Genomic DNA, 23896 nt, shown 5'->3' with positions numbered 1-23896 from the left:
CCTCGGGCAGAGAGGGTTTGGATTACCATGCGGCGATACTCGCCAGAAATGAGGCGATTCCGTGCATGCCTGGCCGCTGGGATGGGAACCGGCACCGTGTCGAGCATGGCGGGAGGGTTTTCGACCTGCCCGGCGACACAGAGTGCCGCCGGGCAGGTTCTTCCCCGTTCGCTGTGCGAACGCCGCCACGTCACACAGCGCTGCCATGCTAGCCCAACCGGCCCGCAGATCTATGCCGCCACGCCGAGATCGGCGTGTCCGAAGCCGAGGCGTCGACCCCGCGAACTCCGACGCCCCAGGCCACCGTCCGGCGACCGAGCATGAACCAGCAGTGCGGCACGACCGCGTTAACTACTGTGCCGCAGCAGCTTCAGACACTGGAGTCGGCAGTCCGGCGAGGCGGTGCGGCGCCAGTAGGGATTTCACGGTTTCGACTGGCAGCAGGCCGAGTTCGGTAGCGACTTCTTCGACGGGGCGGCCGGTGTGCAAGGCCTGCTTGGCGATTCGGGCGCTGGCGGCGTAGCCGATGTGGGGGGTGAGCGCGGTGACGATGCCGATGGAGCGGCGCACGCCCTGTTCCAGGTGGTCGCGGTGCGCGGTGATGCCCGCGACGCATCTGGTCGCGAGGGTGTCGATGGCGGCGGTGAGGTGGGCGGTGGTGCGGAGCAGGCTGTAGGCGATGATCGGCTCGAAGGCGTTGAGCTGGAGTTGGCCCGCCTCGGCGGCCATGGTCACGGTCATATCGTTGCCGATGGCCGCGAAGGCGACCTGGTTGACGACCTCGGGGATGACCGGATTGACCTTGCCCGGCATGATCGATGATCCGGCTTGTACTGGGGGAAGCGAGATTTCCCCCAGACCCGCCGTCGGTCCCGAGGACATGAGCCGCAGGTCGTTGCAGATCTTGGACAGTTTGACCGCGACGCGTTTGACGATGCCGGAGATCTGCACGAACGCGCCGCAGTCCTGGGTGGCTTCGATGAGGTCCGCGGCCGAGGTCACCGGAATCCGCGTGATATCGGCGAGATGGGTGCAGGCCAGCGCCGGATAGTCCGGATGGCCGTTGATACCGGTGCCGATCGCGGTACCACCGAGATTGCATTCGCGCAGTAGTGCGGTGCCCTCGTCGAGGCGGGCGCGGTCCTCGCGCACCATGATCGCGAAGGTGCCGAACTCCTGTCCGAGCGTCATGGGTACCGCATCCTGGAGCTGGGTGCGGCCCATCTTGATGACGTCGGCGAATTCGGCTGCCTTGCCGTCGAATTCGGTCGCCAGTCGGCCCAATACCGCGATCAGATCGTGGATATGGTGCACGATGGCGAGTTTCACCGCGGTCGGGTAGACGTCGTTGGTCGACTGGCCCAGATTCACGTGATCGAGCGGGTCCAATTCGGTGTAGCCGCCGCGGTCGTGGCCGAGCAGCTCCAGTGCGCGGTTGGCGATGACCTCGTTGGCATTCATATTCGTCGAAGTACCCGCCCCGCCCTGAATGGGATCGATGGGGAACTGGTCGTGCAGAGCGCCGCCGCGGATCTCGGCACAGGCCGCATCGATGGCTTCGGCGCGGCGCGAATCGAGGAGGCCCAGGTCTCGGTTGGCACGGCAGGCAGCCTGTTTCACCGCGGCGAGCGCGGTGATCAGTGCGGGGTAATTGCCGATGCGGTCGCCCGTAATGGCGAAATTGTCCAGCGCGCGGGCGGTGTGGACGCCCCAGTAGGCCTCGCGTGGTACCGCGCGGGTGCCAAGGGAATCGCGTTCGGTGCGAGTGCTTTCGGTCATCGGATTCCTGTTCAGTTGGAGGTGTGCGGGATGGGCTGTGGCGCAGAGTGATTCGACAGCTCGCCGAGCAGATTGGTCGTGATCCACCGGCGCAGGTCGCTACCGGATAGGCCGAGGTCCACCAGGTAGCCCAGTTTTGCCAGTGCGGCCTCCCTGGTCATATCGCCACCGCCGATCGCACCGGCGTCGCGCATGGCCCGGCCGGACTGATAGCGGTCGAGATCGACTGTGCCGCTGTCACAGTGGGTGATGACGAGCACGGGCGTCCCCTGTGCGGTGGCCGCACGGATCGCCTCGACCGTTGCCGAACCGTGCAGCGGCAACGTGCCCGAGCCATAGCATTCGAGCACGAGTCCGCCCCGGTAGTGACGCAGTGCCGCGTCGAGAATGGTCGGATGCATTCCGGGAAAGACGGTGAACAGGCCGACCGGCGTGCCGTTCGGGCGGGGCTGAACCTCGGGCAGCCGGGGCGGCGCGGGCGGCGGTGTGCATTCCCGGACCGTGGTGAATCCGTCGTAGTCGTCGCACGCGCGTTTGCTGGCGCGCACGGCGGGATGCAGCGACTGGCCGAATGCGATAGACGTTCCCGAAACTGTCCCGGCAGCAATGCTGTTCAACGCCAGCGTCAGATTGTTCCGTGCGTCGCTACCGGGAAGGCCCAGCGGGATCTGCGCTCCGGTCAGCACGACGGGCACGTCGATATCGCGCAGCTCGAATGCCATCCGCGCGCCCACATAGGCCATCGTGTCGGTGCCGTGCACCACGATGACTCCGTTCGGCCGCCGCTGCGCGATACCGGATCGAACCTGTTCGGCGATCCGGCGGGCGTTATCGGACCCGGCGTCGGAACTGTCGATGACCTGCTCGATTTCGGTGTAGTCGAATCGAACCGCTATACCGCTGTCTCGCTCGAATCGTGCCAGAGCCTCGGCGATTTCGCCGCCCAGACCCTGGCGCGGCCGTAGTCCGTCACCATGATCGACCATCCCGAAAGTGCCACCGGTGTAGAGGATGTCCACACTGATCTGGGAAACATGCTGTGGCACAGTAGCGATCGAGTTCATGAGTTGTCCGATCCGGTGCCAGTGCCCTGCACCGGCGCGAGCACGTCCGGATCCAACCGTCCACGCACCCGGTACCAACCCGCCACCATCGCGGCGACGACCAGCAGGAATGCCGCCAGGGTGATGCGCCCGATCTCATCGTCGAAGAACATCAGCACGATCACCGCGAGCAGGAAGCCGAGGGTGAGGATATTGAGCACCGGCGCGAAGGGCAGCCGGAAGGCGGGCCTGCGGTAGTGTCCCTGCTCGGCTCGGCGCACGAAGATCCAGTGGCAGGTCATGATCGAAGCCCAGGTGCCGACAATGCCGAGTCCCGCCAGATTAAGCACGATCTCGAAGGCCTTCTGCGGCATGACCAGATTGAGCACCACGCCCGCGATGCCGACCACGCTGGTGATCAGAATGCCGCCATACGGTGCGCCATTGCGGTTCATCCGCTGCGCGAAACGCGGTGCCGCACCGGCCACAGCCATCGAACGCAGGGTGCGGCCGGTCGCGTAGAGCCCGGCATTCAGGCTCGACATCGCGGCGGTGAGTACCACCAGGTTCATCACATCGCCCGCATGCGGAATGCCGATCGAACTCATCACCGTGACGAACGGACTCTCACTGGCGGAGTAGGCCGTCCACGGCAGCAGCAGTGTGAACAGGATGACCGAGCCCGCGTAGAACAGGATGATCCGCCACATGATGGAGTTCACCGCGCGCGGCACCACCAGCCTCGGGTTGTCGGCTTCGCCCGCGGCGACCCCGATCATCTCGGTCCCGCCGAAGGCGAACACCACACCGAGCGCGATGGTCAGCATCGGTGCCAGACCGCGGGGGAACAGTCCGCCGTGATCGGTGATCGTCGAGATGCCGGGGACGTTGTCGCCGACTGCGGTGCCGGTGACGATGAATCCGATGGCCAGCACCATGAATACGATGATGGTGCCGACCTTGACCAGCGCGAACCAGAATTCGAGTTCGCCGAACAGCCGCACCGACATCACATTGAGCGCGACGACGACCGTCAGCGCGATGAGCGCCAGCACCCACTGCGGCACGGGTACGAAGAACGACCAGAAGTGCGCGTAGAGCGCGACCGCCGTGATGTCGGCGACCAGTGTTGTCGACCAGTTCAGGAAGTACAGCCAGCCCACCGAGTACGCGCCGCGTTCACCGAGGAATTCGCGGGCATAGGACACGAACGCCCCGGACGAAGGCCGGTACATGACCAGTTCGCCGAGCGCGCGCACCACCATGAACGTGAAGATTCCGCACACGATGTAGACGAGGGCGAGCGACGGTCCGGCGAGCGACATCCGGCCGCTGGCGCCGAGGAACAGTCCGGTGCCGATCGATCCGCCGATCGCGATCATCTGCATATGGCGCTTGTGTAGTCGCTTCTGGTAGCCGAGATCCCCGATATCGATCCGCGGTGCGGGCGCGGTGGTGGCGATCGACTCTTGGTCGTGGTGTTGCATCGAAAACCTTCCGTGGGCCGGATCCAGCCCCGAAGAAGTAAGGCTGTCAGGCTGTAAGACAGGTCGACTGTAACGGGGGTCACAGCGGCTGTCAATGACATACTGGTCGCGTGACGGTCGAGGAAGGGTACGTGCAGCGCATCGGCGCCACCGAAGCGGTCTTTCGTCGGCTGAAGAGCCTCATCCAGAGCGACGATTACGCGGTGGGCGATCGCCTGCCCGCGGAGTTGGCGCTGGCCAAGCAGTTCGGGGTGAGTCGGCCGGTGGTCCGCGAGGCGCTACATGCCTGCGCCATCCTCGGACTCACCGAAACCCATACCGGCCGAGGCACTTTCATCGTCTCCAAGAACGCCGACACCCAGCCGACCTTCGCGGGCGTCGGCGCCGGTGACCTGATCGAGGCGCGACGGCTCGTCGAAATACCGGCCGCCGGTTTCGCCGCCGAGCGCCGCACACCGGAGCAGGTGCGGCAGCTGTTCGAGATCCTGGACAAGCTCGCCGCGGCCCCGGATGCGCACGAATGGGTGCGCTACGACGGCGAGTTACACACCGCCATCGCGGCCGCGAGCGGCAATACGATGCTGACCGCCATGGTCGCCGACACCCGCCGCGCACTGGACCTGCAATCGGAGTTCTTGAACCTGACCCAGGACCGCCGCACCGATTCCGACCGCGAGCACGAGGCCATCGTGCGGGCCATCGAGGCCGGTGCGCCGGAAGCCGCCCGTGCGGCGATGACCGATCATTTGGAGCGAGTCGCGGAAACAGTAGCCCGGATCGGCGCCTGAAGGTCCTACCGCTGCGGATCCGGCGGCTGGTGTGTGCGCTGGATGGTCAGCGATGCGGCGAGCAGCCGCGAGTTGTTCGGATCGCTGGGATCTGTGCCGGTGAGTTCGGCTATGCGGCGCAGTCGATAGCTGAAGGTGTTGGGGTGCACATGAAGTCGCGCCGCCGCGGCCTTGCGGTCGGAGCCGTAGCGCAGATGCGCCTCCAACGCCTCCAGTAGGTGCGGGTTGCTCAGCAGTGGGGTGATCCGCTCGGCCAGTCGGTCGCGGGCGTGGCCGGGGCGGGTGAGCTGGTATTCGAGCAGTAGATCGTCGAGTCGGTAGCTGCCGGTCGGGCGGCCGAGTAGGCGTGCGAGCGTTGCGAGTTCGGCGACTTCCTTCGCGGCATCGGGCAGTTCGGCGCGCGCGACCGCTGGACATTCGGCCAGATGTGCCGCCGCGCCGAATTGTTCGGCCAACTCGGCCGCCAACGCCGCATATCGGGTCCGCTGCGGTTCCTCGGAATATGCTGGGAGCAAGGCGATTCCGGTGGAACCGTCGAAGGTCACCAGCGCCGTGCCGTTACTGATCGTATCGAGGGTGCGGTGCAGGATCCGGATCCGCCGCCGGGCCAGTAGATCGGCGACCGAGGTGGGCTGGTCGTCCGAATCGATATGGATGCCGAGCACCGTATAGCGCTCGCTGAGCGGGGTATCGGCGCGGGCGGCCTGTTCGTCGGCGGGCTGACCACGCAGCAGTGCCGAACACAGTTCGCGGCGGGCTTCGCGCTCGGCGTTGTAGATGGATTGTTCGACCGCCGTGTAGGTCTCGACGACGATGATATTGATGTGCTTGAGGAGATCGAGCAGGCGCGAGCCGACTTGGACCAGATCGGCCATTTCATCGGGTGTCGCCAGGGCGGCGGCCTCGGCGAGCACCGACTGCGCCGAACCGTGGATGGCCTCGATCAGGATGGACAGCGGAAAGCGGTCTTCGGCATGCCGTTCGGCAACCGGTGCCACGAAGGCCGCGACCTCGGCCCCGGTGAATACACGGTCTTCGCCGATGGCCTGCAATACGGCGCGGCCGCAGGCGTAGATGGCGGGCAGCACCTCCGCGGTGAAATGTCCGTCGGGCAGATCCGTCGCGGGCGGGGTCGCACCGAGGCCCTCGGCGAGCATGCGCTCGGAGATCTGCGGCCACCTGGTCAGTAACCGGATCACCAATGGAGCGTCTCGGGTGGCCGAGGTGGTAGCGATTGTCATGCGCCGATTGTTGTCGAGGACAGTGCGCACTTCAACGTTTCGGTTTTCTCAACCAGAACTTTGTCGTCGACGACAAAACAGTGCGGAGTTTATTCGTCATGCCGTGTAGTGACGTCGACTAATGACCGTCCTACATTTCGAGTACCGCGTAAACACAATGGCGGCCATCACATTTCGATCGATCTGTGACCCATGGCATAGCGACCGGCGTAGCGCGGAACCGATCGGGATGGGAAGTACGAAATGTTTGCAATGAAGCAACGCGGGTGTCGCGCCTTCGCGGGCGCCGCCCTCATCGCTGGACTGGCCGTGGCGCATGGGCTCGGAATCGGTACGGCGGGCGCGGATCCCGCCGAATCCGATCAGCAATTCCTCGTAGAGCAGATCAACGCGGGCCTGGCCCCGGCTCCGGACGGGCGGCGGCCACAGGCGATCGTGGATACCGGAAGTGGATCTGGATCGGGCTGGGCGAAGAGCATCGCCTCCAACACCGTCGGCGAGGGACCCGAAATGACCACGGCGCTAGCGGCTTTCGCCTACGGCCTCACGCATCCGGACGCCGCACCCGCGGGTGCCAACCGGTGGGACTGCAAGCCGAGTGCCGAACATCCGAACCCGGTGGTGCTACTGCACGGCACCTGGCTCAATGCATTCGACACCTTTGCCTACCTCTCGCCGCGGTTGGCGCGGGCGGGATTCTGTGTGTTCGCCTTCAACTTCGGGCGATCGGGGCTGCTGGACGGGGGAGGAATCGGGGCGGCGCTACCCGGTCGCTACGGGGTCGGGCCGATGGCCGAATCCTCGCGTCAGCTCGCGGATTTCGTGGAGCGGGTGCGGGCGACCACCGGCGCGGAGAAGGTCGATATCGTTGGCCATTCGCAGGGCGGCACGGTGGCCAATCAGTATCTGAAATTCGACGGGGGTGCCGATAAGGTCGGCAAGCTGGTCACTTTCGGTGCGACCCACCATGGCACAACACTGATGGGCATCGCCACGCTAGGGCGGGCCATCAATAACCTCGGCGTGAATATCCTCGGTTTCTACGAGCCGATCGTCGGGCTGTCGAATATCGAACAGGCGGTAGGGTCTTCGTTCTACGCGCGGCTCAATGCGAACGGCGATACCGTGCCCGGTGTCGACTACACGGTCGTCGGATCGCGGTACGACGAGGTCACCAATCCGTACAACTGGACGTTCCTGCAGGCTGGGCCGGATGCCCCGGTCGAGAACATCACGCTGCAGGACGGCTGCGAACAGGATCTGTCCGACCACTTGACGATGATGTATTCACCGCGCTCGGCCGCTATCGCCCTCGAGGCCCTGGATCCCGCGCATCATTCGAACCGCGACTGCAGCTTCAACCCGTGGCTGATCGGAGGGGGCGGCAGCCTCTGAGCTGGACCGATGAACCCTGCCCGAATCGGTCGAGCTCGGCAAGGTGTGGACTTCCCAATCTCGGGAGGTTTGACGCCCTGAGTGAAAATTGACTGTGCCACTGTCCGTACTCGGGTTCATGCGAGTCGGACCATGGTTACGGGTCAGCACACCCGGTTGCACCTGACCGCGGTAACGACACAGCAGGAGACCTCGGTGAATCAGCGGTCGCGGTTCGACCCGGGCGAACTGCGGGCGATGGTCACGAGGTTGGAACGCCTGATCGCCGAGGCCAACCGAACCGTGGTCGAGCTGAAGGCCGCGATCGAATACGCGGAGTTGGATTCGGTTGGCGTGCTCGCAGAGGCGCCTTCGGAGGCGGTGTCCGCAGAGGTGCATCCGGACGCGGCATCCGCAGAAATGCGTTCTGCCGGTGCATCACCGAAGGCGGGGTTCACATCCACGGCGGTGCGCCCGAATATCGCATCGGATCGACCGACAGCAGACCACCACACCGCGAGTCGACACCGCCCACTCGTACGCGAGCCCGCACCCACTCCATGGTCCCGTCGCAGAGTGGACACTCCGTGGTCCCAACGCACGGTCCGCCCACGCCCGGCGAGGTCGAATGCGCCCGCCGCCCCGTCCAAATCCCCTGCGTCGGAACCACTCTCACTCGCAAGCCCAACCCCACCGACAATCCAGCCACCCCCGCCCCGCCAACCCACGGTCAATGCGGGCGCCGACCAGGCCGTGTCGGCGGCTGGTCGGCCGAGCATAACCGCGAAACCGGATGCATTTCGACCGCCGACGGTTGTCCAAGCGCCGAACGTAGTTTCGCCACCGGTAGATGTTCGGCCGCCAGATCCTCCGCACCCGTCGCCGGATGTCGCGGAGCCCGTCGCAGTGACCGCGCCGATGGATATCGGGACATATCCGACTCCATCTCTGCCGGTCGATGTTCAGGAATCCGAGACGGCGCAACGGCTGCCGGTGGACGGCGAACCGGACAGACCGCCGGACGCTGCCGAGCCCGCGGCCGTTGCGTTAGCAGCAGATGTCCAGGAATCCGAGACGGTACGACAATCCGAAGATGTTGCGGCGCCGTTACCGGCTGAAATCGCGGAACCAACGGCGGGAGCGCACCTCGCGGATCGCAAGCCGGAGGCAATTCCGCAACTGGCCGACACCTCGGTCCCCGAGGCGTGGGTGGATATCGAGGTGCCCGCGGCTGTGCCGGTGCTGGCGGATGCGGCCGAGCCGCAGCGGTGGCGCTAGCGCCAGATATCCGAGAGTCCGATGCCGCGTCGGCACCGAGCCGCCTGGCGGGCGATACCGAGGATCCGGAGGTGATTCGACCGTCGCCGGATATCCAAGAGCCGGAGGTAGTTTCGCCACCGGTGGATGTTCGGCCGCCAGACTCGCTGTCGCTGTCAGCGGATGTTCGCGAAGACGGGGCTCTGCCGCGAGCGGTGGATGTTTTTGGGCCGCCGCTACCGGTCAGTGCGCCGGAGGATAGCGGGGCGGTGCCGTTGCCAGCGGACGTTCGGGGACCCGAGTCCGTGCCGCAACCGACCTACTTTTGGGAACCCGAGACGGCACGGCCCGTGGCGAGCGAGGCACCCGGGGCCTTGCCGATGCCAGCGGGTGCTGCCGAGCCTGGCGCGGTGACGCTACCGGAAGATGTTCCTTGGCCGGAGGCAGTGCCGGAACCGGCGCGAGTCCAAGAACCTGACGCGGTATCGCGGCCGGTCTATGTTCAACCATCCGAGTCGGGTCCGCTGCCGGTCTACGTTCGAGAATCCGAGCTGGTGCGGCCGCCGGGGGAGGAGTTCGAGCCGGAGACGGTACCGCTGCCGATATATGTTCAGGAATCCGAGGCGCTGCGATTTCCGACGTATCCCGATGTCGAGATGCCGCGCTCCAGCGCGGATTTCGTCGATTCGGCGACACCGAGGACCGCTGTCGAGTTGGCGACGCAGCATGGTCTGGACATCATCGGATTCGATGGGCCGAACGTGGACACATATGTTGTTCGCGAGGTGACCGCGGCGGTCGACGATATGTTGACCAGGTATCCGATTTCCTTGCGCGGCATACAGATTACCGATCCGGACGATAGCGCGCCCGCGATGCGTGGTCCGTCTCCGGCATTGCCGCGGTCGGATGCGTCGGCGATCTGGATGGTGCTCGATGGCGGGGCGTTGGCGACTCTGGTTCCGGAGGCCGGGGACGCGCGCCCGCGCCGGTGGTTGCGTCGGCGGCGCAATGCCGATCGGCCGGTGTACGCCGCGGTTGTGCGTGAATTCGGTTGCGCGCTCGATGTCGCGGGGGACTTTCGGGCCCGGCACGAGGCGCAGCGCCGACTGATTACCGAATCCTTGCGTGGCAGTGCGGATCTCGCCTACAACCCGCTGGATCCGAGCCTCGCTTTGCTCGATGCGTTCACCGACGTCGCGCTGCACGGGGATCGAGCGGGAAAGTTGGCGAAGGAGTTGCACGACATGCTGGTGAAAATGGCGCGAGCCGAGTCGACCGATCTGTCGGCCTGATCAGACCGGGGGTGAACCGCCACTTGGGCCGGTTCACAAGATGGGTGACAGTCGGCTTGTGTGTTGACGGAGTGTTTGATCGCTGATCTGCGGTAGCCACCGGATTGTTCGTTACCGTCATCGCGTTCGATGCCCGCGTTCGGGAGGATCAGCTGTGACGGAGATCGGTACCCGACTATCCGATGAGCGGGCGGGCGGTGAATTCGGCGCGTGGCTCGCCTTCGCCGGTTGCCTCATCGCGGTCTTCATGCAGATGATCGATGTGACCATCGTCAATACCGCACTGCCGAATCTCACCGCCGACCTGCGGGCCTCGCAGTCGGCGCAGGTGCTGGTGGTCTCCGGCTATTCGCTCGCCTTCGCGTGCACGCTGCTCACCGCGGCGCGCATCGGCGCCGTCTTCGGTCGCCGCACCGTCTTCCTGGTCTCGGTCACCGCATTCACCGCGGCGTCGGTGTGGTGCGGAATGTCCACCGGTGCAACCGAATTGGTAATCGCCAGAATCGTCCAGGGGGTCGCGGGCGCCGGGATGGCGGCACAGACGATCGCCATCCTCATCGCGAGCTTCCCAGCGAATCGACATCAACAGGTATTCGCGCTCTACGGCGCGACCGCCGGATTCGCCGGAATGCTCGGACCGATCCTCGGCGGTGCGCTGGTCACCGCCGATATCGCCGGACTCGGCTGGCATTCGATATTCCTGATGAATCTGCCCATCGGCCTGCTCGCCTTCGTCCTCGGCTTCAGATATCTGCACCTCGGCAGGCCGCCGGAACGCGACCGCCTCGATCTCGGCGGCGTGACCTTGTCCACGGTGAGTCTGTTCGCCCTACTCGCCGCCCTCGCCGACATTCAGCAGAATGGTTGGCGGCCACGGCCTTTCGGTGTAATCGCCGCCGCATTCGCGCTGGGTGCGGTGTTCTTCGCCCACGAGCGCAGGCTGGTTCGACGCGGCGGCAGTCCGCTGGTGCGCCTGGATCTGTTCGCCGATCGCGGCTTCGCCATCGGTGCGGCGCTGGTGGCGAGTTTCTTCGGTCTGTTCACCGCATTCGTCTTCACCGTATCGATCACCCTGCAGGACGAATTGCACTGGTCCGCCCTGCGCACCGGTGTGGCGATGACACCGTTCGCCCTCGGCGCGGGAGCCGGTGCGCTCGCCTCGCTGCCGCTGGTAAGGCGTTGGGGAGTACGGGCACTCGCATTCGGCATCGCGATGTACGGATGCTGCGTGGCGATCGGCGCGGCATATCTGCGGCTGACCGCAGGCGAGGTGAATCTCACCTTGGCGCTCGGCCCGGTTTTCATCGCCGGATTCGGGGTCGGTCTGTTCGGTGTGCAAGTGCAGCCGCTGATGCTGACGGGATTGTCGCAGCGGCAAATGGCGGAGGCATCAGGCCAGCTGCCCACCATCGAGCAGATCGGCAATGCGGTCGGGCTGGCGCTGCTCAGCGTGGTGTTCTTCCGCACCCACACCCTGGACGGCAGCGTTGTCATGTTGGCCGCCATCGCGGTCGTCGCGATTGCCCTGGCGGTGCCGACCTTGGCATTGCCAACACCGTCGCAGGACCCCGCATAAGCTCAGGCGGAGCCGGAGGTGCCCAGCGGAGACGATTCGCCGTGCTCGGAGCCGACGAGCAGGCGTTTGAGGATCTTGCCGGTTTCACCGCGCGGAAGTGCGTTGAGGAAAGTGACATCGCGCGGTACCGAAAAACGGCTGAGCCGGTGGCGAATGTAGGACCGGATCATATCCGAATCCAGCCCCGCGCCTTCACGTTTCACCACGAAGGCGGCCAGACGCTGTCCGAATTCGATATCCGGGACGCCGACCACGGCGACCTCACTGACCTGCGGCAGATGCGCGAGCGCCTCCTCGACCGGACGCGGGAAGACGTTCTCACCGCCCGAGATGATCATCTCGTCATCGCGCCCCGCAATGAACATCCGGCCCGCGACGTCGAGATAGCCCAGGTCCCCGGTGTCGAGCATGCCGTCGGCCTCGGTGGGCGGCGCGGAATTGACATAACCGTCGAACAGCATGTGGTTGCCGACGAAGATATGCCCGGTGACACCGATCGGAACCGGACGCTGATCCGGACCCAGCACCGCGACCCTGGTGCCGAGCGGCGGTCGGCCCGCAGTGGTCGGTGCGGTGCGCAGATCGTCGGGGGTCGCGATGGTGGCCCAGGAGACCTCGGTGGAACCGTAGACGTTGTAGAGGATCTCGCCATAGGTGTCCATGAACCGCAGCACGGTCGCCCCCGCCAGCGGTGCGCCGCAGCTGATCACGGTGCGCAGACTGGACGTGTCGTAGCGTGCGCGCACAGCGGTGGGCAGATCCAGGATGCGATTCACCATCGTCGGCACTACGATCATGCTCTCGACCTGGTGTTCGGCCACCAGGCGCAAACAGTCCTCGGCATCGAAACGCTCGGGCAGCACTACCGTCGCACGCAGCGCCGTACTGAGTTGCAGCCCGGCCAGCCCCCAGGTGTGGAACAGCGGGGCCGGAATGAGCATTGCCGCGTCCATCGTGAGCGGAATCCGCGACAGCAGCGCCGCGATGGTGCCGAATCCCTTCGGATGGGGGCGGCGCGCGCCCTTCGGGGTGCCGCTGGATCCCGAGGTCAGCACGATGAGCCTGCCGGGCTGTGCCGGGATGCGAAATTCGGACTGCCCCATGGCGATCAGGTCGTCGATGGTGGACCGCCCGGGTACCGGCGGGCGGCCGTCGGTATTGAAACGGGGCAGATCGGTATGCAGATAGCGGACCAGCTGTTCCAGATCGCCGTCGACGAACAGCGCCGAAAGCCGATGGCGCTGCACGATTTCCTCGATGCGCCGTCCGGAAAGCCCCGCATTCAGCAGGGCCACATCGACCCCGAGTTTCCCGGCGGCGACCATGGTTTCGACCATGCCCGCATGGTTGCGCGACAGCAGCCCCACCGCGTCACCAGACCCGAGACTCAGCGTTGCCATGGCCCCGGCCAGCGCATTCGTGCGTTCGTGCATCTGAGCGAAGGTGCGGGTTCCGGAGTCGTCGACGACGGCCATCCGATCCGGTGAATGCGCGGCCCCCGCCGCATAGCCGCCCGCCAGATTGAAACCCCATTTCGCCAGGGAGCGAACCTGTTTGATGCTGGTCGCGGGGCTGGTGGGCCGTGCGACACCGGTACTCATGATCTGCTTGGCCACCCCGACCTGTCGCCGCAGCGGGGAATTCTCGGCATTGACCACCACCGAGGTGGGTGCGCCGCGAATGACATCGACCGCGTGCCGCAAGCCGCTGTCGACCCACGCCGCCACCGCGGCATTGGACTGGTCCGGCAGCAGCGGATGCATCCGCCCCGGCGCGAACAGGGTGATGACGATCCTGGTGTGCTGCTCATCGCCGCGCAGGCGGATCGAGGCGAAACTGCCGGTGTCGAGGCATTCCAATTCGAAGCTCTCGTACCAGCGGCACACCCGCAACCGCACCTGATGTGTGCGTATGCCGGACTCCGGTGTGCCGACCCGCACCTCCAGAATGCCGTTGTCGGTACCGGATTCCACGCGTTCGCACCCGCCGATACCAGCGAATAACCGTGGATAGGTCTGCGGTTCGAGCAGCAGATCCCAGAGCGCTTGCCGGGCGATCGTGAATTCCGCGCCCACATCGATGATGTCGGTAACCAACTCATGCACTTCTCGTCGGCCGGTTCGAACAGCTCGGGTCGGCGGTAACCCCTATAGACGCAAGTATGCGAGGCCCCACCCGTGTTGCCCACCATTCACTGCGAAGTTGGGTCCGCGCCCAACCGTGGCCCGACGCCCATGTGAATGACCCCAATAGTCATCGGAATACGCCCGCCGAGCACCTGGGAATGATCACAATCCGTATGCTGGCCAATGATGTTGTGCCCCAATGGTATTGCCCAAGCGTTCAGGCAACCCTAAGCTGAGAACACATGGTGATCACCGGGCACCGTCGCCGACACCGTGTCTCGAATACTCGCAGGCGCGACACCGAGGCCGCAGTCGGTGTCGCTGGCGTAGCCGGTGTTCGAGGGCAGGTCGCGTTCATCCGGTTCGGGTAACCCGATCCCTCCCCGGATCCGCGTGGGCGCGTCCTGCCGATGATCGTGATTCGTCACGTTGCGAAGGCGAAGACCGCGCTGGCCAGAGTCAGGCAGTACCAGTAGGTGTAGAGGAGGTAGGTGGTGTGGTCGGCACGGCGATCGCGCAACCGCAGCACGCGGTAGGCGATAACAAGGGACAGCAGCGCTGCGGCCAACCCGACCAGCGCCGCGGCGGCCGGTGCGTTCCGATAGACGAGGAAATGCATGGTAATCGGATAAATCACGAATGCCGCCGCGAAGAACCGACGGCAGGCCACCGCACCGAAAACCACTGCGGCGGTGCGTCTTCCGACAGCCACGTCGCCGTCGATATCGCGCAGATCTTGCAGCGATACCAACACGCCCAAGGGTATGGCGATCGCCGCGATCCAGATCCAGGCCGCAGCGGTCAGCGGAGTCACGATCTGCCAGGCGGCAGCGAGTTGGGCGATCGTGCCCGCGACCATCGCGGCATTCTTACCCCACAGTGTGCGGGCCCCGCCGAAGTGATCGTGGAAGCTCCACGCGACTATCCAGAGCACTGTCCATTCCAGAACCCCCAGCACCGCACCGAGCACGAGGAAGGCGGCAGTGACCCACACCAGCCGCCACCTGGCGCCCTGTGGGGTGAGGAGTCCGACGACCAGCGGCCGATGCGGCTTATTGCGGCGATCCTCTTCGATCCCGGTCAGCTGGTTGGAAAGGTTGAAGGTGTAGATGTAAAGCCAGAAATAGACCAGACATTCGGCCAACACCAGCGGCAGTGCCGCGACAGCGGCATGGGTGCTCGCCCAAGCCGCGACGGCGAAGGTCGTCGCGGGCACAACGGTCGCGGTCAGATCGCCTGCGCTGAACGACCACCAGATGTGGACCTCACGCAGTAGGCCGCTGGTCAGCGCGCCGACCCGGCGGCACGCGGGCGCTTCGGGTGGCGCGGCCACGGCTACCTACCCCGGCTCCGATGCGGACGCGTTGACGGCCACCGGATTTCGACGCCACACCCGCATACCGAGTTTGGTCGGTGCGGGCAGCTGTGCGAGCGAGACGGATACGGGCCGCGTCGACACTGGAGCGACGCGCCAGCGCGCCGCGATCGTCGCCAGCGCCAAACTGGCCTCGACGAGCCCGAATTGGTCACCGATACAGCGGCGCGCACCGGCGCCGAAGGATATGAACCGCGTGCGGTCCGGCTCCACGCCGATCCACCGATCGGGCACGAATTCGTCTGCCCGCTCGTAGATTTCATCGCGCCGATGGATGACATGCGGACTCACCGCGACGGTCGTGCCCGCCGCGAGCGCAACGCCGTCGAGGGTGGTATCCGCCGAAACCACCCGGGTCAGCAACCATCCGGCCGGATACAACCGCAGTGCTTCGGTGACCACTCGATTGACGACCGGCAGATTCGCCAGGTCCTGGTAGCGGGCGGTGCCATCGCTCAGCACGGTATCCACCTCTTGCTGAACCTGCTGTAGTAGCTGCGGATTTCGTCCGAGCAGATACAGCGCCCACGTCAATGTGCTCGCCGTGGTTTCCGCACCCGCGAACAGAAAGGTGAATACCTGGTCGATCAGTTCCTCGTCGCTCATCGCGACCTGCGCGCCGGTGGAGTCCGGATCGCGGGCGCGCATCAGCGACGACAGCAGATCACCGTGGTCGCGAGTGTCGGCCCGCCGCTGTTCGATGAGTTCGGCGGCCACCGCACGCAGCCGGTTGCGAGCCTGGTAATAGCGCCGGTTCGCCGGTGTTGGCAGTCGATTTATGACCGGTGGCAACACCATCCTCCGGAATATGCTTCCGGCGATGGTCGCGAAATCGTCTGCGACCTGCTGTACCGAGTTCTCCGGGAACGATGAGGAGAACATCGTCCGAACCGCCACGCGGACAGTGAGTTTCGACATTTCCGCGCCGAGCTGGATGTGCTGTCCGTCCTGCCAGGAGCCGATCACGTCTTCGATCGAGTCGACCATCGCCTCGGAGTATCCGGGTATACGCCCCGGCTGGAACGCGGGCTGGCACAGGCGACGCTGTCGGCGGTGCCTGCTGTGCGGGCAGCTGCCGATACCGTCACCGGCGACCTCGCGGGAGCGATCATAGAGCGGTCCGCCGCGGTCGAAAGTGCGGTCGTCGAGCAGTACCACCCGGGCCAACTCGGGATCGCAGACCACCACGACCGGCAGCGGACCCAGTTGGACCCGGCTCAGGCGGCCGTGCGCGGGGAGTTCGGACAGAAATCCGATCGGGTCGGTGAGAAAACGGAGGCCGTGGCCGAGAAGCGGGACAGTGTTCGGAGCTAGCGGGATCGCATCGATCGAGTTCTTCATGCGGACCTGCTGGTCATCATCGCGGCGAGTAGTCGAAGGTCCTCGGTGGCATCGTCGGCGGATACTTCCCTCAGGCAGTCCAGCGCGGCATCGAGCTGTCGCCGGGCTTCCCGTTCGGCCCACTCGCGTGCTCCGGTGAGTTCGATAAGGCAGGCGATCCGGTGCAGCGTTTCGGAATCTCGTCCGACATCCCGATACAACTCGCGCAGCGCGTCCGCGGTGGGCCCGGCCGAATCCAAGGCGCGCGCGATCGGCGGGGATTTCCTGCGATTGGCGAGGTCGGGGTAGAGCGGCTTCCCGGTCATGGTGGGGTTGCCCCAGATGCCGAGCATGTCATCGATCAATTGGAATGCGATGCCGAGATGGTGTCCGAATTCGGCGAGTGCTCTGGCTTGGTCCGGGTCGGCGCCACCGGCGATCGCCCCCATCTCGCAGGCACAGGACAACAGGGCCGCGGTTTTCGACTCGATCATGGCGAGCGATTCGTCGACGCTCTCGCGGTGTTCGGAGTCGATATCGGCAGGCTGCTCGTTGCATAGGGCGTCGAGGGCTTTCGACAGCAGCGTGATGCCGGGGCGGCCGACCATCTCGTTGATCGCCATGGCCAGTAGTGCGTCTCCCGCGAGCTGGGCGCCGCGTTCGCCGAAGACCGACCAGGCCGCTCGGCGGTTGCGTCGCTGCTCGTCGCCGTCCAGCAGTTCATCCTGCAGCAATGAGAAATCGTGCACGAGTTCGACCGCGACGGCCTCGGTGACACCCTGCGGTGGCTCCGCCGCGGCCACGGCCTTGGCGGATGCGAGTACCAGTGCCGGACGGATCGATTTGCCGACCTGTTTACACGGCCGTGCCGTGGCGTCCAACCAACCGGCGTGGTAGCCGACGATCATTCTGATCGGTGGGGCAATGCGGTCCAGGGAGGAGCGATATGCGGGCTCGACCAGACGCCTCGCCTCATCGAGCACCGCGGCCGCGGTTCGCGACCCGGATTCGTACCTGGTGATGCCCACTACCCGTCCTTCAATGCCCGCATCGCTCGTACTCAGTCGCACGTAGCATTGAGATGGTATCAACATTTGGATGGTATGCGCATCTGTAAACGAACAGAACGGTTGGTGGAGAACCGATGAGTCGTCAGAGCAGAGCCGCATTGCAGCAACGCAATCGCGACCGGGTCCTAGCGGCTGCCAAGGCCGAATTCGCCGAACGCGGTTTTCGCGGGGCGACGGTGGATGACATCGCCGAGCGCGCGGACCTCACCCGCGGCGCGGTCTACTCCAACTTCGCTGGTAAGCGGGCGTTGTACCTGGCCGTACTTGCCGCGGAAGCCGAGCGGGCGCCGGAGCTGCTGGATGGTGGCCCGGCGCGCACCCCGGTGGTTGCCGTCGGCCGATTCGCCCGGACCTGGGTCGACCGGCTCCCCGGTTCGGCAAACCTCCCGGTAGGCGGCGTCTCGCAGCTGCGCTCACCGATGCTGGCGCACGACCTGATCCCGGAACTCGTTGTCAACGAGAGTCTGCGCGGCTCGTTCGTGCAGCTGATCAAACTGGACGCGATCCTGCTCGGCTTGGCGCTGGCGGGTCTCGACGGCGGCGGTGGATCGGTACTGCCCGGCCGTTGGCTCGGCATCGCCGAATCGGTGATCACCCTGCTCTACGGTGCGACCCAATTGTCCTTCGTCGCACCGGAATTCGTGGACCGAGCGAAAGTGATCGCCGCATGTGAGCAGATGGTGCACCACCGGATCGACGACACCACGCGGGCGACCACCGACACCGTCGCGGTGGCGGGCGTCGATGAACCGTGGATGCCGCCACCGTGCCGCGACCTCGTCCATACGGCCGCCGCCGACCTTTCCGGCGCGAACGTTGTTGCCGTACTCGGGATGAACAAGCTCGGGGCCGTCGCGGATATCCTGCGTGAGCGGCCCAGCGGAGGTCGCACCACGATCGCGATGGCCACCGACGACGGGACGGAGGTGGCGCAGCTGGCTCGGCTGGCGGTCAGCGATATCAGCCGGTCGCTGCGCGCCGCGTTTCCGTGCCCCGCTGTTCCCGGCATGCAGGTGGTGCTCGACGAATCCGGCAAACTCGCACGGGCGTGCGGGATTGATCGGGTCGACGACGATACCGAGAGTGCGGTCTTCGTCGACGGCGACCGGGTGGTAGCGCGGGCGACCGGGACGGGCGCCTGTCAGGCGCTGGCTAGATCGCTCGGCACCCTGGAAGACTCACGTTCGGTCCGCAGCCGATGAATTCGTGTGTGCGGTTGCCGCGGCCTTGCCTGCGCCGCGCCCTTCGGCCCGCGTCGTGATGCGGCCGTTCTCGACGATGATCGCGAACTCGGAACTGTCGTCGACCCGATCGAATCCGCATGCGGCAGCGAGCATTGCGCCATCATCGACGATCACCTGTAGCCGAGGTAGCGCCGCCGCCGGGAACGCATGGCGCAATGACCGGCAGATATCCGCGATCGCCAGCCGCGCCAGCGGTGCGAGTTCCGCGGGACGATCGCTCACCAGCGCCAGCGTGATATCGGCGTGTTCGGGCCAGATCGACAGCGCCGCTTCGATGGTGGCGATCCGGTGCATGCCGACGACGGCGACCAGGCCGTCGCCGTCGAGCCGTGCCGAGTCGGCCCGCACGCGATCGATGCAGCTCGGTGGCTCCCAAGGCTCGTCGACCCGAGTGACGCGCGCGTCGGCGGGGGCGGGCGGGCTCGGCGTCTTCACGCCGCCGAGCAGCGCCACCTGTTCGCACAATGCGATTGCCCGTGCCGGATCGGTGAATTCGGGCGCGACGTAGGACAGCTGGGTTGTTCCGTACAGGATGGTCAGCACCGATTCGGCACTGGCGATGAAACTTTCCAGCGGCGCCGACGTCGGTTGGCTGATTGCCCGCAGTGATACGGCGAGCAGCAGCGCGTCGAGCGCGAGCAGCTGTGCGAAAGGTCGCCGGATCTGTTCGCTCATCAGGACTTCGGGTACGAAGTCGACACTCAGCGCGGGTGAGGTGAACTGCTCGTCCTCGCTGTACTCGTACTGGCTCGACTGCGGCAACTGCTCGAGCCAGGTGCTGGCGAACGCGCCGAGCGCGGCGGCTGGTGTATCGGCCTTCGGGTGGCCGGCGGGTGCGGGAGCTTGTTCGGCTTCGTGTGCGAGCACCGCGAGATATAGCGCCCGTTTGCCCGGAAAATTGGAATAGACCGCACCACGCGTCATGTCCGCGCGCTCGGCGATACCGTCGACCGTCGCGCCGCGGAATCCGCGCTGTGCGAACTCGGACTTGGCCGCGGCCAACACCTTTCTGCGGGTGGCGTCCTGCTGCTGTGCCCTCGTCAGACGAACCATCGGTCCCTTCGCTGTTCCCTTGCTTCCTGCGGCACCGCGCAGCGTACCGGTTCGATGATCACGCGCGGCGCTACGAATGGCCGAGATGTAGCTGGTGGCGCGCGATCGTGCTGCCTTCGGCGTTGTCATGCATATTCGGATGCGTCTATCATCCAAATGGTAACAACATCTCGACTGCCGATGTCCTCGCGCGTCAGTTGCCGCCGTCTGACCGTGGAGGGGATGGTCAGACGGCACCGGGCATCGGTGCCTGCAAAGTGGATCCGCTGCTCCCTGAACGCATACGCGCACTGGTGGATTCGGACAGCTTCTAGAGCCGCCTCCAGATTGCATGCTGCGTTATCCGCCCCCGGCAGCTCGCCGAGCGTAGTGATATGGCGGTCGAATCCGGCGTGGATGACCACCATTCGACTACGTTCGACCGAACCCCCAGCGATACGGCATTTGTGGCGAGTACCAGGGGGTTCGGCGGCGGCTGACTAGATCATCCAAATTCCGGCCGAGCGGTTCCGCCGCGGCGCGATCCCGGCTTATGTTCGGCCGGAGTATGCCGTTGACTGGTCGGAGGTGTCGGGTGAAGCTCTGGTGTCGTCGACGTTCGGCCGCGCTGTGCACGGCCGCGGCCCTCGCGTGTGCCAGCGGTATCGCGCTCGCGGATTCCGCATCGGACTCGGATGCGCCGATACGGGTGCGGGCGCTGGCCGCGGCGCGACCGGCACCCAATGGGTCGCGACTGCTCACCGCGGCGCAAGGACCGGGACGGGTGCTCGATCTGGCCGTATATTCCGAGGCGATGGGTCGCACCGTGCCTGTCGAAGTCCTTCCGGCGGTGCACGATTCGCAACCCGCACCGACCTTGTATCTGCTCAACGGTGTCGACGGCGGCACCGATACCGGGGTCTGGAGTGATGGCAGCAATTGGCTCACCAAGACCGATGTCGAGCGATTCTTCGCCGATAAGCAGGTCACGGCGGTGATGCCGGTCGGGGGTGGCGGCACCTTCTTCGCGGATTGGCGGGCCGACGATCCGGTGATCGGCAGGCAGCGCTGGACGACCTTTCTCACCGCGGAACTGCCATCGATTGTCGACTCGGCTTTTCGCGGTACCGGGGCCAATGCGATTGCGGGCCTTTCGATGGCGAGTTCGGCGGTATTCCGACTCGCCATCGCCGCACCGGGACTCTACCGTGCCATCGGTTCCTACAGCGGTTGTGTGCGCACCAGTGACCCGACGGGCCAGGCGATGGTGAATGCCATTGTGACCGGACGTCGCGGCAATCCGCTGAATATGTGGGGTCCGCCGACAGATCCGGCGTGGGCCGCCAACGATCCCTATCTGCATGCCGACCAGCTGCGCGGTACGACGATCTACGTATCCACCGGCACCGGGCAACCGGGACCGCTCGATACGCTGGACGGACCGGGAATCAATGCGAATCCGGTGAAACTCCTGGACCAACTGTTCATCGGTGGTGTGTTGGATGCCATCACCGCAAGGTGCACCGAACAACTGCGCGATCGGTTCCGCGAGTTGGATATTCCGGCCACCTTCGATTTCCGGCGCACCGGCACGCATTCCTGGGGGTATTGGCAGGAGGATCTGCACAATTCGTGGCCCCTACTGAGTGCGGCGCTCGGACGATGAACGAGCAACATTGTGTGCGGAACACTGTCTGAAATGTGGACATTTTGTGAATAGTCGCAGGCATGACGATTTCGCTGGTTCCCCACTGCCGCAAGCGATTTGAATATCATCCATATCGTCGCCGATCGGAGGACTTGTGCGCACTGCGTTCCGTGATCCCGGTATTCCGGACGGTGAGAAATCCGTGTACACCGTCGGCATCGCGGATCAGCCACACCGATTCGAGGTGACCAGTGTGGTGGCGCACGAGGACGACGGTTATCGCTCGACCGTCGAAATGCGCCCGGGTGACGGGGATCCGACGATCCGGATCGAACAGCGCTTCCAGCGGGTCGACGGCTGGCTGCGCGCGCACGACTATCGCGCCGAAACACGTTCCGGCGATATGGTCGTCTCGCGCGAGGAGGCGCATTTCGTCGACACCACCCACCTCCAGTTCGGCAGCGGCGTAGCGCCTTTCCCATCGAATGTCATGCCGCTCATCGGCGGTCTGACACTGCTGCGCGGCCTTGATTTCACCGAGGGCGCGGTGGAATCGCTGGATATGTGGCTGGCCTTCTCGGTGCATTGGCCGCTGACGGCACGGGTGGCTAGGCAGGCGACCGTCGAGGTGCCCGCCGGACGCCTGAGCAGCTGGCCGGTCCACCTGCGGCCCGGCTTCGCGCATATGAACAGCTTCTTGGACAAGGTGATCGGCGGTCTCATACCGTCATCCGTCGCGCACTTCGACGTGGCACCGCCACATCGGCTGGTGCGATTCAGCTTCCCGACCGAGGTCATGCCTTCCGATCCGCGAGGGCTGATGGAATTGGTCACGTAGTTCCGACGACCGACATGAACACCGCCCGCATCGCCGACACATAGCGATTTACGGATTGGTGCGCCACCGGTGTATCGGGATAGATGACACTCAACGATGTCCCCTGCGGCAGTCGGTTGACCCACACCAGAACCTCCTCGGAGGCCGCGCGATTGGCATACACGCCCCCGCGCACCTCGCCGAAGAACTCGTGTCCGATAAAGTCGCGCGCGTCCACATACGAGATCATCGGCGTCGACCAACCCGGCCCGGCCTTGATATCGGTATCGGCGGGCAGTAATTCCAGCACACGGTGGAATGACGTGGGGGCCAGTCGAATACCGTTCTCATAGGCCCGTTGTGCGATCGTCACGGCGCGAGCGAAGCTGGTGGTGCCGATCGGGAAGGCCACCGGGACGAGGGATACATACCAGCCGACCGAGGCACGTTCCGCCGCAGATGTGCGGGTGCTGATCGGTGTCATGCCGAAGTAGTAGTCGCTGTCGACGAGTTCGCGCTCGGCAAGCGCCGCCGCAGCGAAGACACCACCGACGAATTCGGCATCGTTGTCACGACAGACCTTTTCGAATCGACGTGCGTCGTCCTCGTCCATCAAGGTAATGCTGCGATGGGCACTGCGGTTGTAACCATCGGTGCGCTTACCGAGATCCAAAGGGAACGAGGGCAATTCGCCGTCATTGCCGCGGATCAGTTCCAGCCATTTGCGGACGCCGTGCGAGGCGAGGGTCATCGCGCCGGTGTACTCGCGTTCGGTGGCGCAGTAGTCGAGATAGCTCGCCGCCGGGGGCAAGTCCTCGACGTCCGACCAGATCTGCTGGGCGTAGAGGTGGGCAAGGTCGAAGCAGGACAGGTATTGTCCGAGCCCGTCGGTGTGCAGATGGTCGACCGCCAGGTAGACCGTGGTCGATTCACCGTGCTCGATCGCGCCGACGGTGAAGCAATCCCATTGGAACGGGCCGGGAGTGGTCTTCTGCACATGCTCACGGATGGCTTCGGCGTCATCGAGACGGCCGTAATCGATCGGAACGAAATCGACCACATCCGGTGCGACGAGGTGTCGCCGGACCGTGCCACCGGAATCGATGGCGAACCAGGTCCGAAAGGTGTCGTGGCGCAAGAGGAATGCATTGATGACGCGGGTCATCGCATCCAGGCCGAGATCGCCGGTCGGTATCTCGGCCGTGACCAGACACAGGCCGGAGTACCGGAAGTCGGCGGCGGCGTGCCGATCTGCGAGGCGCAGATACTGTTCCTGTTGATGGGACGGTGGTGCGGGATGTACGCGTGCCTTGGCGGCCCGAGCCACCGATTCCGGTGCGGCAACCCAGGTGATCAGCCGCCCCGGGGCCGGGTTCCATTCGTCGATAAGGCCGAAATCGACCACGGCGATACCTCGATTCGTC

19 protein-coding genes are annotated in these 23896 nt (G+C 65.3%); 8 read left to right on the top strand and 11 right to left on the bottom strand.

What is annotated here, in order from left to right:
* Positions 1-351: 351 nt before the first annotated feature.
* The 3 genes from NA5_RS04920 to NA5_RS04910 are packed head-to-tail and all read right to left on the bottom strand — an operon-like array spanning position 352 to position 4309.
* On the bottom strand, positions 352-1779 hold the full coding sequence (locus NA5_RS04920) for an aspartate ammonia-lyase (protein WP_062982278.1): 1428 nt from the start codon (positions 1777-1779) through the stop codon (positions 352-354).
* Between the two features lie 11 nt (positions 1780-1790).
* Positions 1791-2843, bottom strand: coding sequence for an asparaginase (locus tag NA5_RS04915; RefSeq protein ID WP_062982276.1), 1053 nt, complete (start codon positions 2841-2843; stop codon positions 1791-1793).
* Positions 2840-4309: an amino acid permease gene (locus NA5_RS04910; RefSeq protein WP_062982274.1), complete on the bottom strand. Its 1470-nt coding sequence runs from the start codon at positions 4307-4309 to the stop codon at positions 2840-2842. The genes NA5_RS04915 and NA5_RS04910 overlap by 4 nt, the downstream gene beginning before the upstream one ends.
* Before the next feature lie 110 nt (positions 4310-4419).
* Between NA5_RS04910 and NA5_RS04905 the strand changes: the two genes are divergently transcribed.
* Positions 4420-5097, top strand: coding sequence for a FadR/GntR family transcriptional regulator (locus tag NA5_RS04905; RefSeq protein WP_062982273.1), 678 nt, complete (start codon positions 4420-4422; stop codon positions 5095-5097).
* Between the two features lie 5 nt (positions 5098-5102).
* Here NA5_RS04905 and NA5_RS04900 read toward each other — a convergent pair whose 3' ends face one another.
* On the bottom strand, positions 5103-6338 hold the full coding sequence (locus tag NA5_RS04900; protein WP_062982439.1) for a PucR family transcriptional regulator: 1236 nt from the start codon (positions 6336-6338) through the stop codon (positions 5103-5105).
* Between the two features lie 252 nt (positions 6339-6590).
* On the opposite strand from NA5_RS04900, the gene NA5_RS04895 reads away from it, so the two are divergent.
* The 4 genes from NA5_RS04895 to NA5_RS04875 all read left to right on the top strand — a co-directional run bounded on the left by NA5_RS04895 (position 6591) and on the right by NA5_RS04875 (position 11840).
* A complete protein-coding gene (locus NA5_RS04895; RefSeq protein ID WP_062982271.1) occupies positions 6591-7733 on the top strand; it encodes an esterase/lipase family protein in 1143 nt (380 codons plus the stop codon).
* An 885-nt stretch (positions 7734-8618) separates the two neighbouring features.
* A complete protein-coding gene (locus NA5_RS04885) occupies positions 8619-8990 on the top strand; it encodes a hypothetical protein (protein WP_062982267.1) in 372 nt (123 codons plus the stop codon).
* Between the two features lie 389 nt (positions 8991-9379).
* Positions 9380-10264: a hypothetical protein gene (locus NA5_RS04880; protein WP_157110219.1), complete on the top strand. Its 885-nt coding sequence runs from the start codon at positions 9380-9382 to the stop codon at positions 10262-10264.
* Positions 10265-10418: 154 nt separating this feature from the next.
* The gene (locus NA5_RS04875; protein WP_062982263.1) at positions 10419-11840 is read left to right on the top strand and encodes an MFS transporter; all 1422 of its coding nucleotides are present in this window, start codon (positions 10419-10421) and stop codon (positions 11838-11840) included.
* 2 nt (positions 11841-11842) lie between these two features.
* Here the strand turns inward: NA5_RS04875 and NA5_RS04870 are convergent, their stop codons facing one another.
* The 4 genes from NA5_RS04870 to NA5_RS04850 all read right to left on the bottom strand — a co-directional run bounded on the left by NA5_RS04870 (position 11843) and on the right by NA5_RS04850 (position 17689).
* The gene (locus tag NA5_RS04870; RefSeq protein WP_062982437.1) at positions 11843-13936 is read right to left on the bottom strand and encodes an AMP-binding protein; all 2094 of its coding nucleotides are present in this window, start codon (positions 13934-13936) and stop codon (positions 11843-11845) included.
* Between the two features lie 454 nt (positions 13937-14390).
* The gene (locus NA5_RS04860; protein WP_062982259.1) at positions 14391-15299 is read right to left on the bottom strand and encodes a UbiA family prenyltransferase; all 909 of its coding nucleotides are present in this window, start codon (positions 15297-15299) and stop codon (positions 14391-14393) included.
* Between the two features lie 6 nt (positions 15300-15305).
* Positions 15306-16682, bottom strand: a complete 1377-nt coding sequence (locus NA5_RS04855; RefSeq protein ID WP_062982257.1) for a cytochrome P450 — start codon at positions 16680-16682, stop codon at positions 15306-15308.
* Complete coding sequence (locus NA5_RS04850) at positions 16679-17689, bottom strand: polyprenyl synthetase family protein (RefSeq protein WP_218020048.1); 1011 nt, start codon at positions 17687-17689, stop codon at positions 16679-16681. Before NA5_RS04850 ends, NA5_RS04855 begins: the two co-directional genes overlap by 4 nt.
* Positions 17690-17805: 116 nt before the next feature.
* Here NA5_RS04850 and NA5_RS04845 point away from each other — a divergent pair, with 116 nt between their 5' ends.
* Positions 17806-18933, top strand: a complete 1128-nt coding sequence (locus NA5_RS04845; RefSeq protein ID WP_063813180.1) for a TetR/AcrR family transcriptional regulator — start codon at positions 17806-17808, stop codon at positions 18931-18933.
* Here NA5_RS04845 and NA5_RS04840 read toward each other — a convergent pair.
* Both NA5_RS04840 and NA5_RS04835 read right to left on the bottom strand, forming a co-directional pair.
* Positions 18910-20028: a TetR/AcrR family transcriptional regulator gene (locus NA5_RS04840; RefSeq protein ID WP_063813202.1), complete on the bottom strand. Its 1119-nt coding sequence runs from the start codon at positions 20026-20028 to the stop codon at positions 18910-18912. The two genes, NA5_RS04845 and NA5_RS04840, sit on opposite strands and share 24 nt — an antisense overlap.
* Before the next feature lie 125 nt (positions 20029-20153).
* Positions 20154-20435: a hypothetical protein gene (locus NA5_RS04835; protein ID WP_062982251.1), complete on the bottom strand. Its 282-nt coding sequence runs from the start codon at positions 20433-20435 to the stop codon at positions 20154-20156.
* 167 nt (positions 20436-20602) lie between these two features.
* Here NA5_RS04835 and NA5_RS04830 point away from each other — a divergent pair, with 167 nt between their 5' ends.
* Complete coding sequence (locus tag NA5_RS04830) at positions 20603-21673, top strand: alpha/beta hydrolase (RefSeq protein ID WP_245672092.1); 1071 nt, start codon at positions 20603-20605, stop codon at positions 21671-21673.
* Between the two features lie 136 nt (positions 21674-21809).
* Positions 21810-22493, top strand: a complete 684-nt coding sequence (locus NA5_RS04825; RefSeq protein ID WP_062982250.1) for a hypothetical protein — start codon at positions 21810-21812, stop codon at positions 22491-22493.
* Here the strand turns inward: NA5_RS04825 and NA5_RS04820 are convergent.
* A complete protein-coding gene (locus NA5_RS04820) occupies positions 22486-23877 on the bottom strand; it encodes a condensation domain-containing protein (protein ID WP_062982249.1) in 1392 nt (463 codons plus the stop codon). The two genes, NA5_RS04825 and NA5_RS04820, sit on opposite strands and share 8 nt — an antisense overlap.
* Between the last annotated feature and the right edge of the window lie 19 nt (positions 23878-23896).

It is taken from the genome of Nocardia anaemiae NBRC 100462 (genome assembly GCF_001612725.1).
In the GTDB taxonomy this organism is placed as follows: Bacteria; Actinomycetota; Actinomycetes; order Mycobacteriales; family Mycobacteriaceae; genus Nocardia; species Nocardia anaemiae.
The sequence above is the reverse complement of the archived record's forward strand: the minus strand, read 5'-3'. Positions and strand labels throughout refer to the sequence as shown.

Coding starts and splice junctions, on each gene's coding strand:
- NA5_RS04910 (WP_062982274.1), bottom strand. CDS start 4,309: ATGCAACACCACGACCAAGAGTCGATCGCCACCACCGCGCCCGCACCG.
- NA5_RS04900 (WP_062982439.1), bottom strand. CDS start 6,338: ATGACAATCGCTACCACCTCGGCCACCCGAGACGCTCCATTGGTGATC.
- NA5_RS04855 (WP_062982257.1), bottom strand. CDS start 16,682: ATGAAGAACTCGATCGATGCGATCCCGCTAGCTCCGAACACTGTCCCG.
- NA5_RS04920 (WP_062982278.1), bottom strand. CDS start 1,779: ATGACCGAAAGCACTCGCACCGAACGCGATTCCCTTGGCACCCGCGCG.
- NA5_RS04835 (WP_062982251.1), bottom strand. CDS start 20,435: ATGGTGGTCATCCACGCCGGATTCGACCGCCATATCACTACGCTCGGC.
- NA5_RS04895 (WP_062982271.1), top strand. CDS start 6,591: ATGAAGCAACGCGGGTGTCGCGCCTTCGCGGGCGCCGCCCTCATCGCT.
- NA5_RS04840 (WP_063813202.1), bottom strand. CDS start 20,028: ATGGTTCGTCTGACGAGGGCACAGCAGCAGGACGCCACCCGCAGAAAG.
- NA5_RS04915 (WP_062982276.1), bottom strand. CDS start 2,843: ATGAACTCGATCGCTACTGTGCCACAGCATGTTTCCCAGATCAGTGTG.
- NA5_RS04845 (WP_063813180.1), top strand. CDS start 17,806: ATGAGTCGTCAGAGCAGAGCCGCATTGCAGCAACGCAATCGCGACCGG.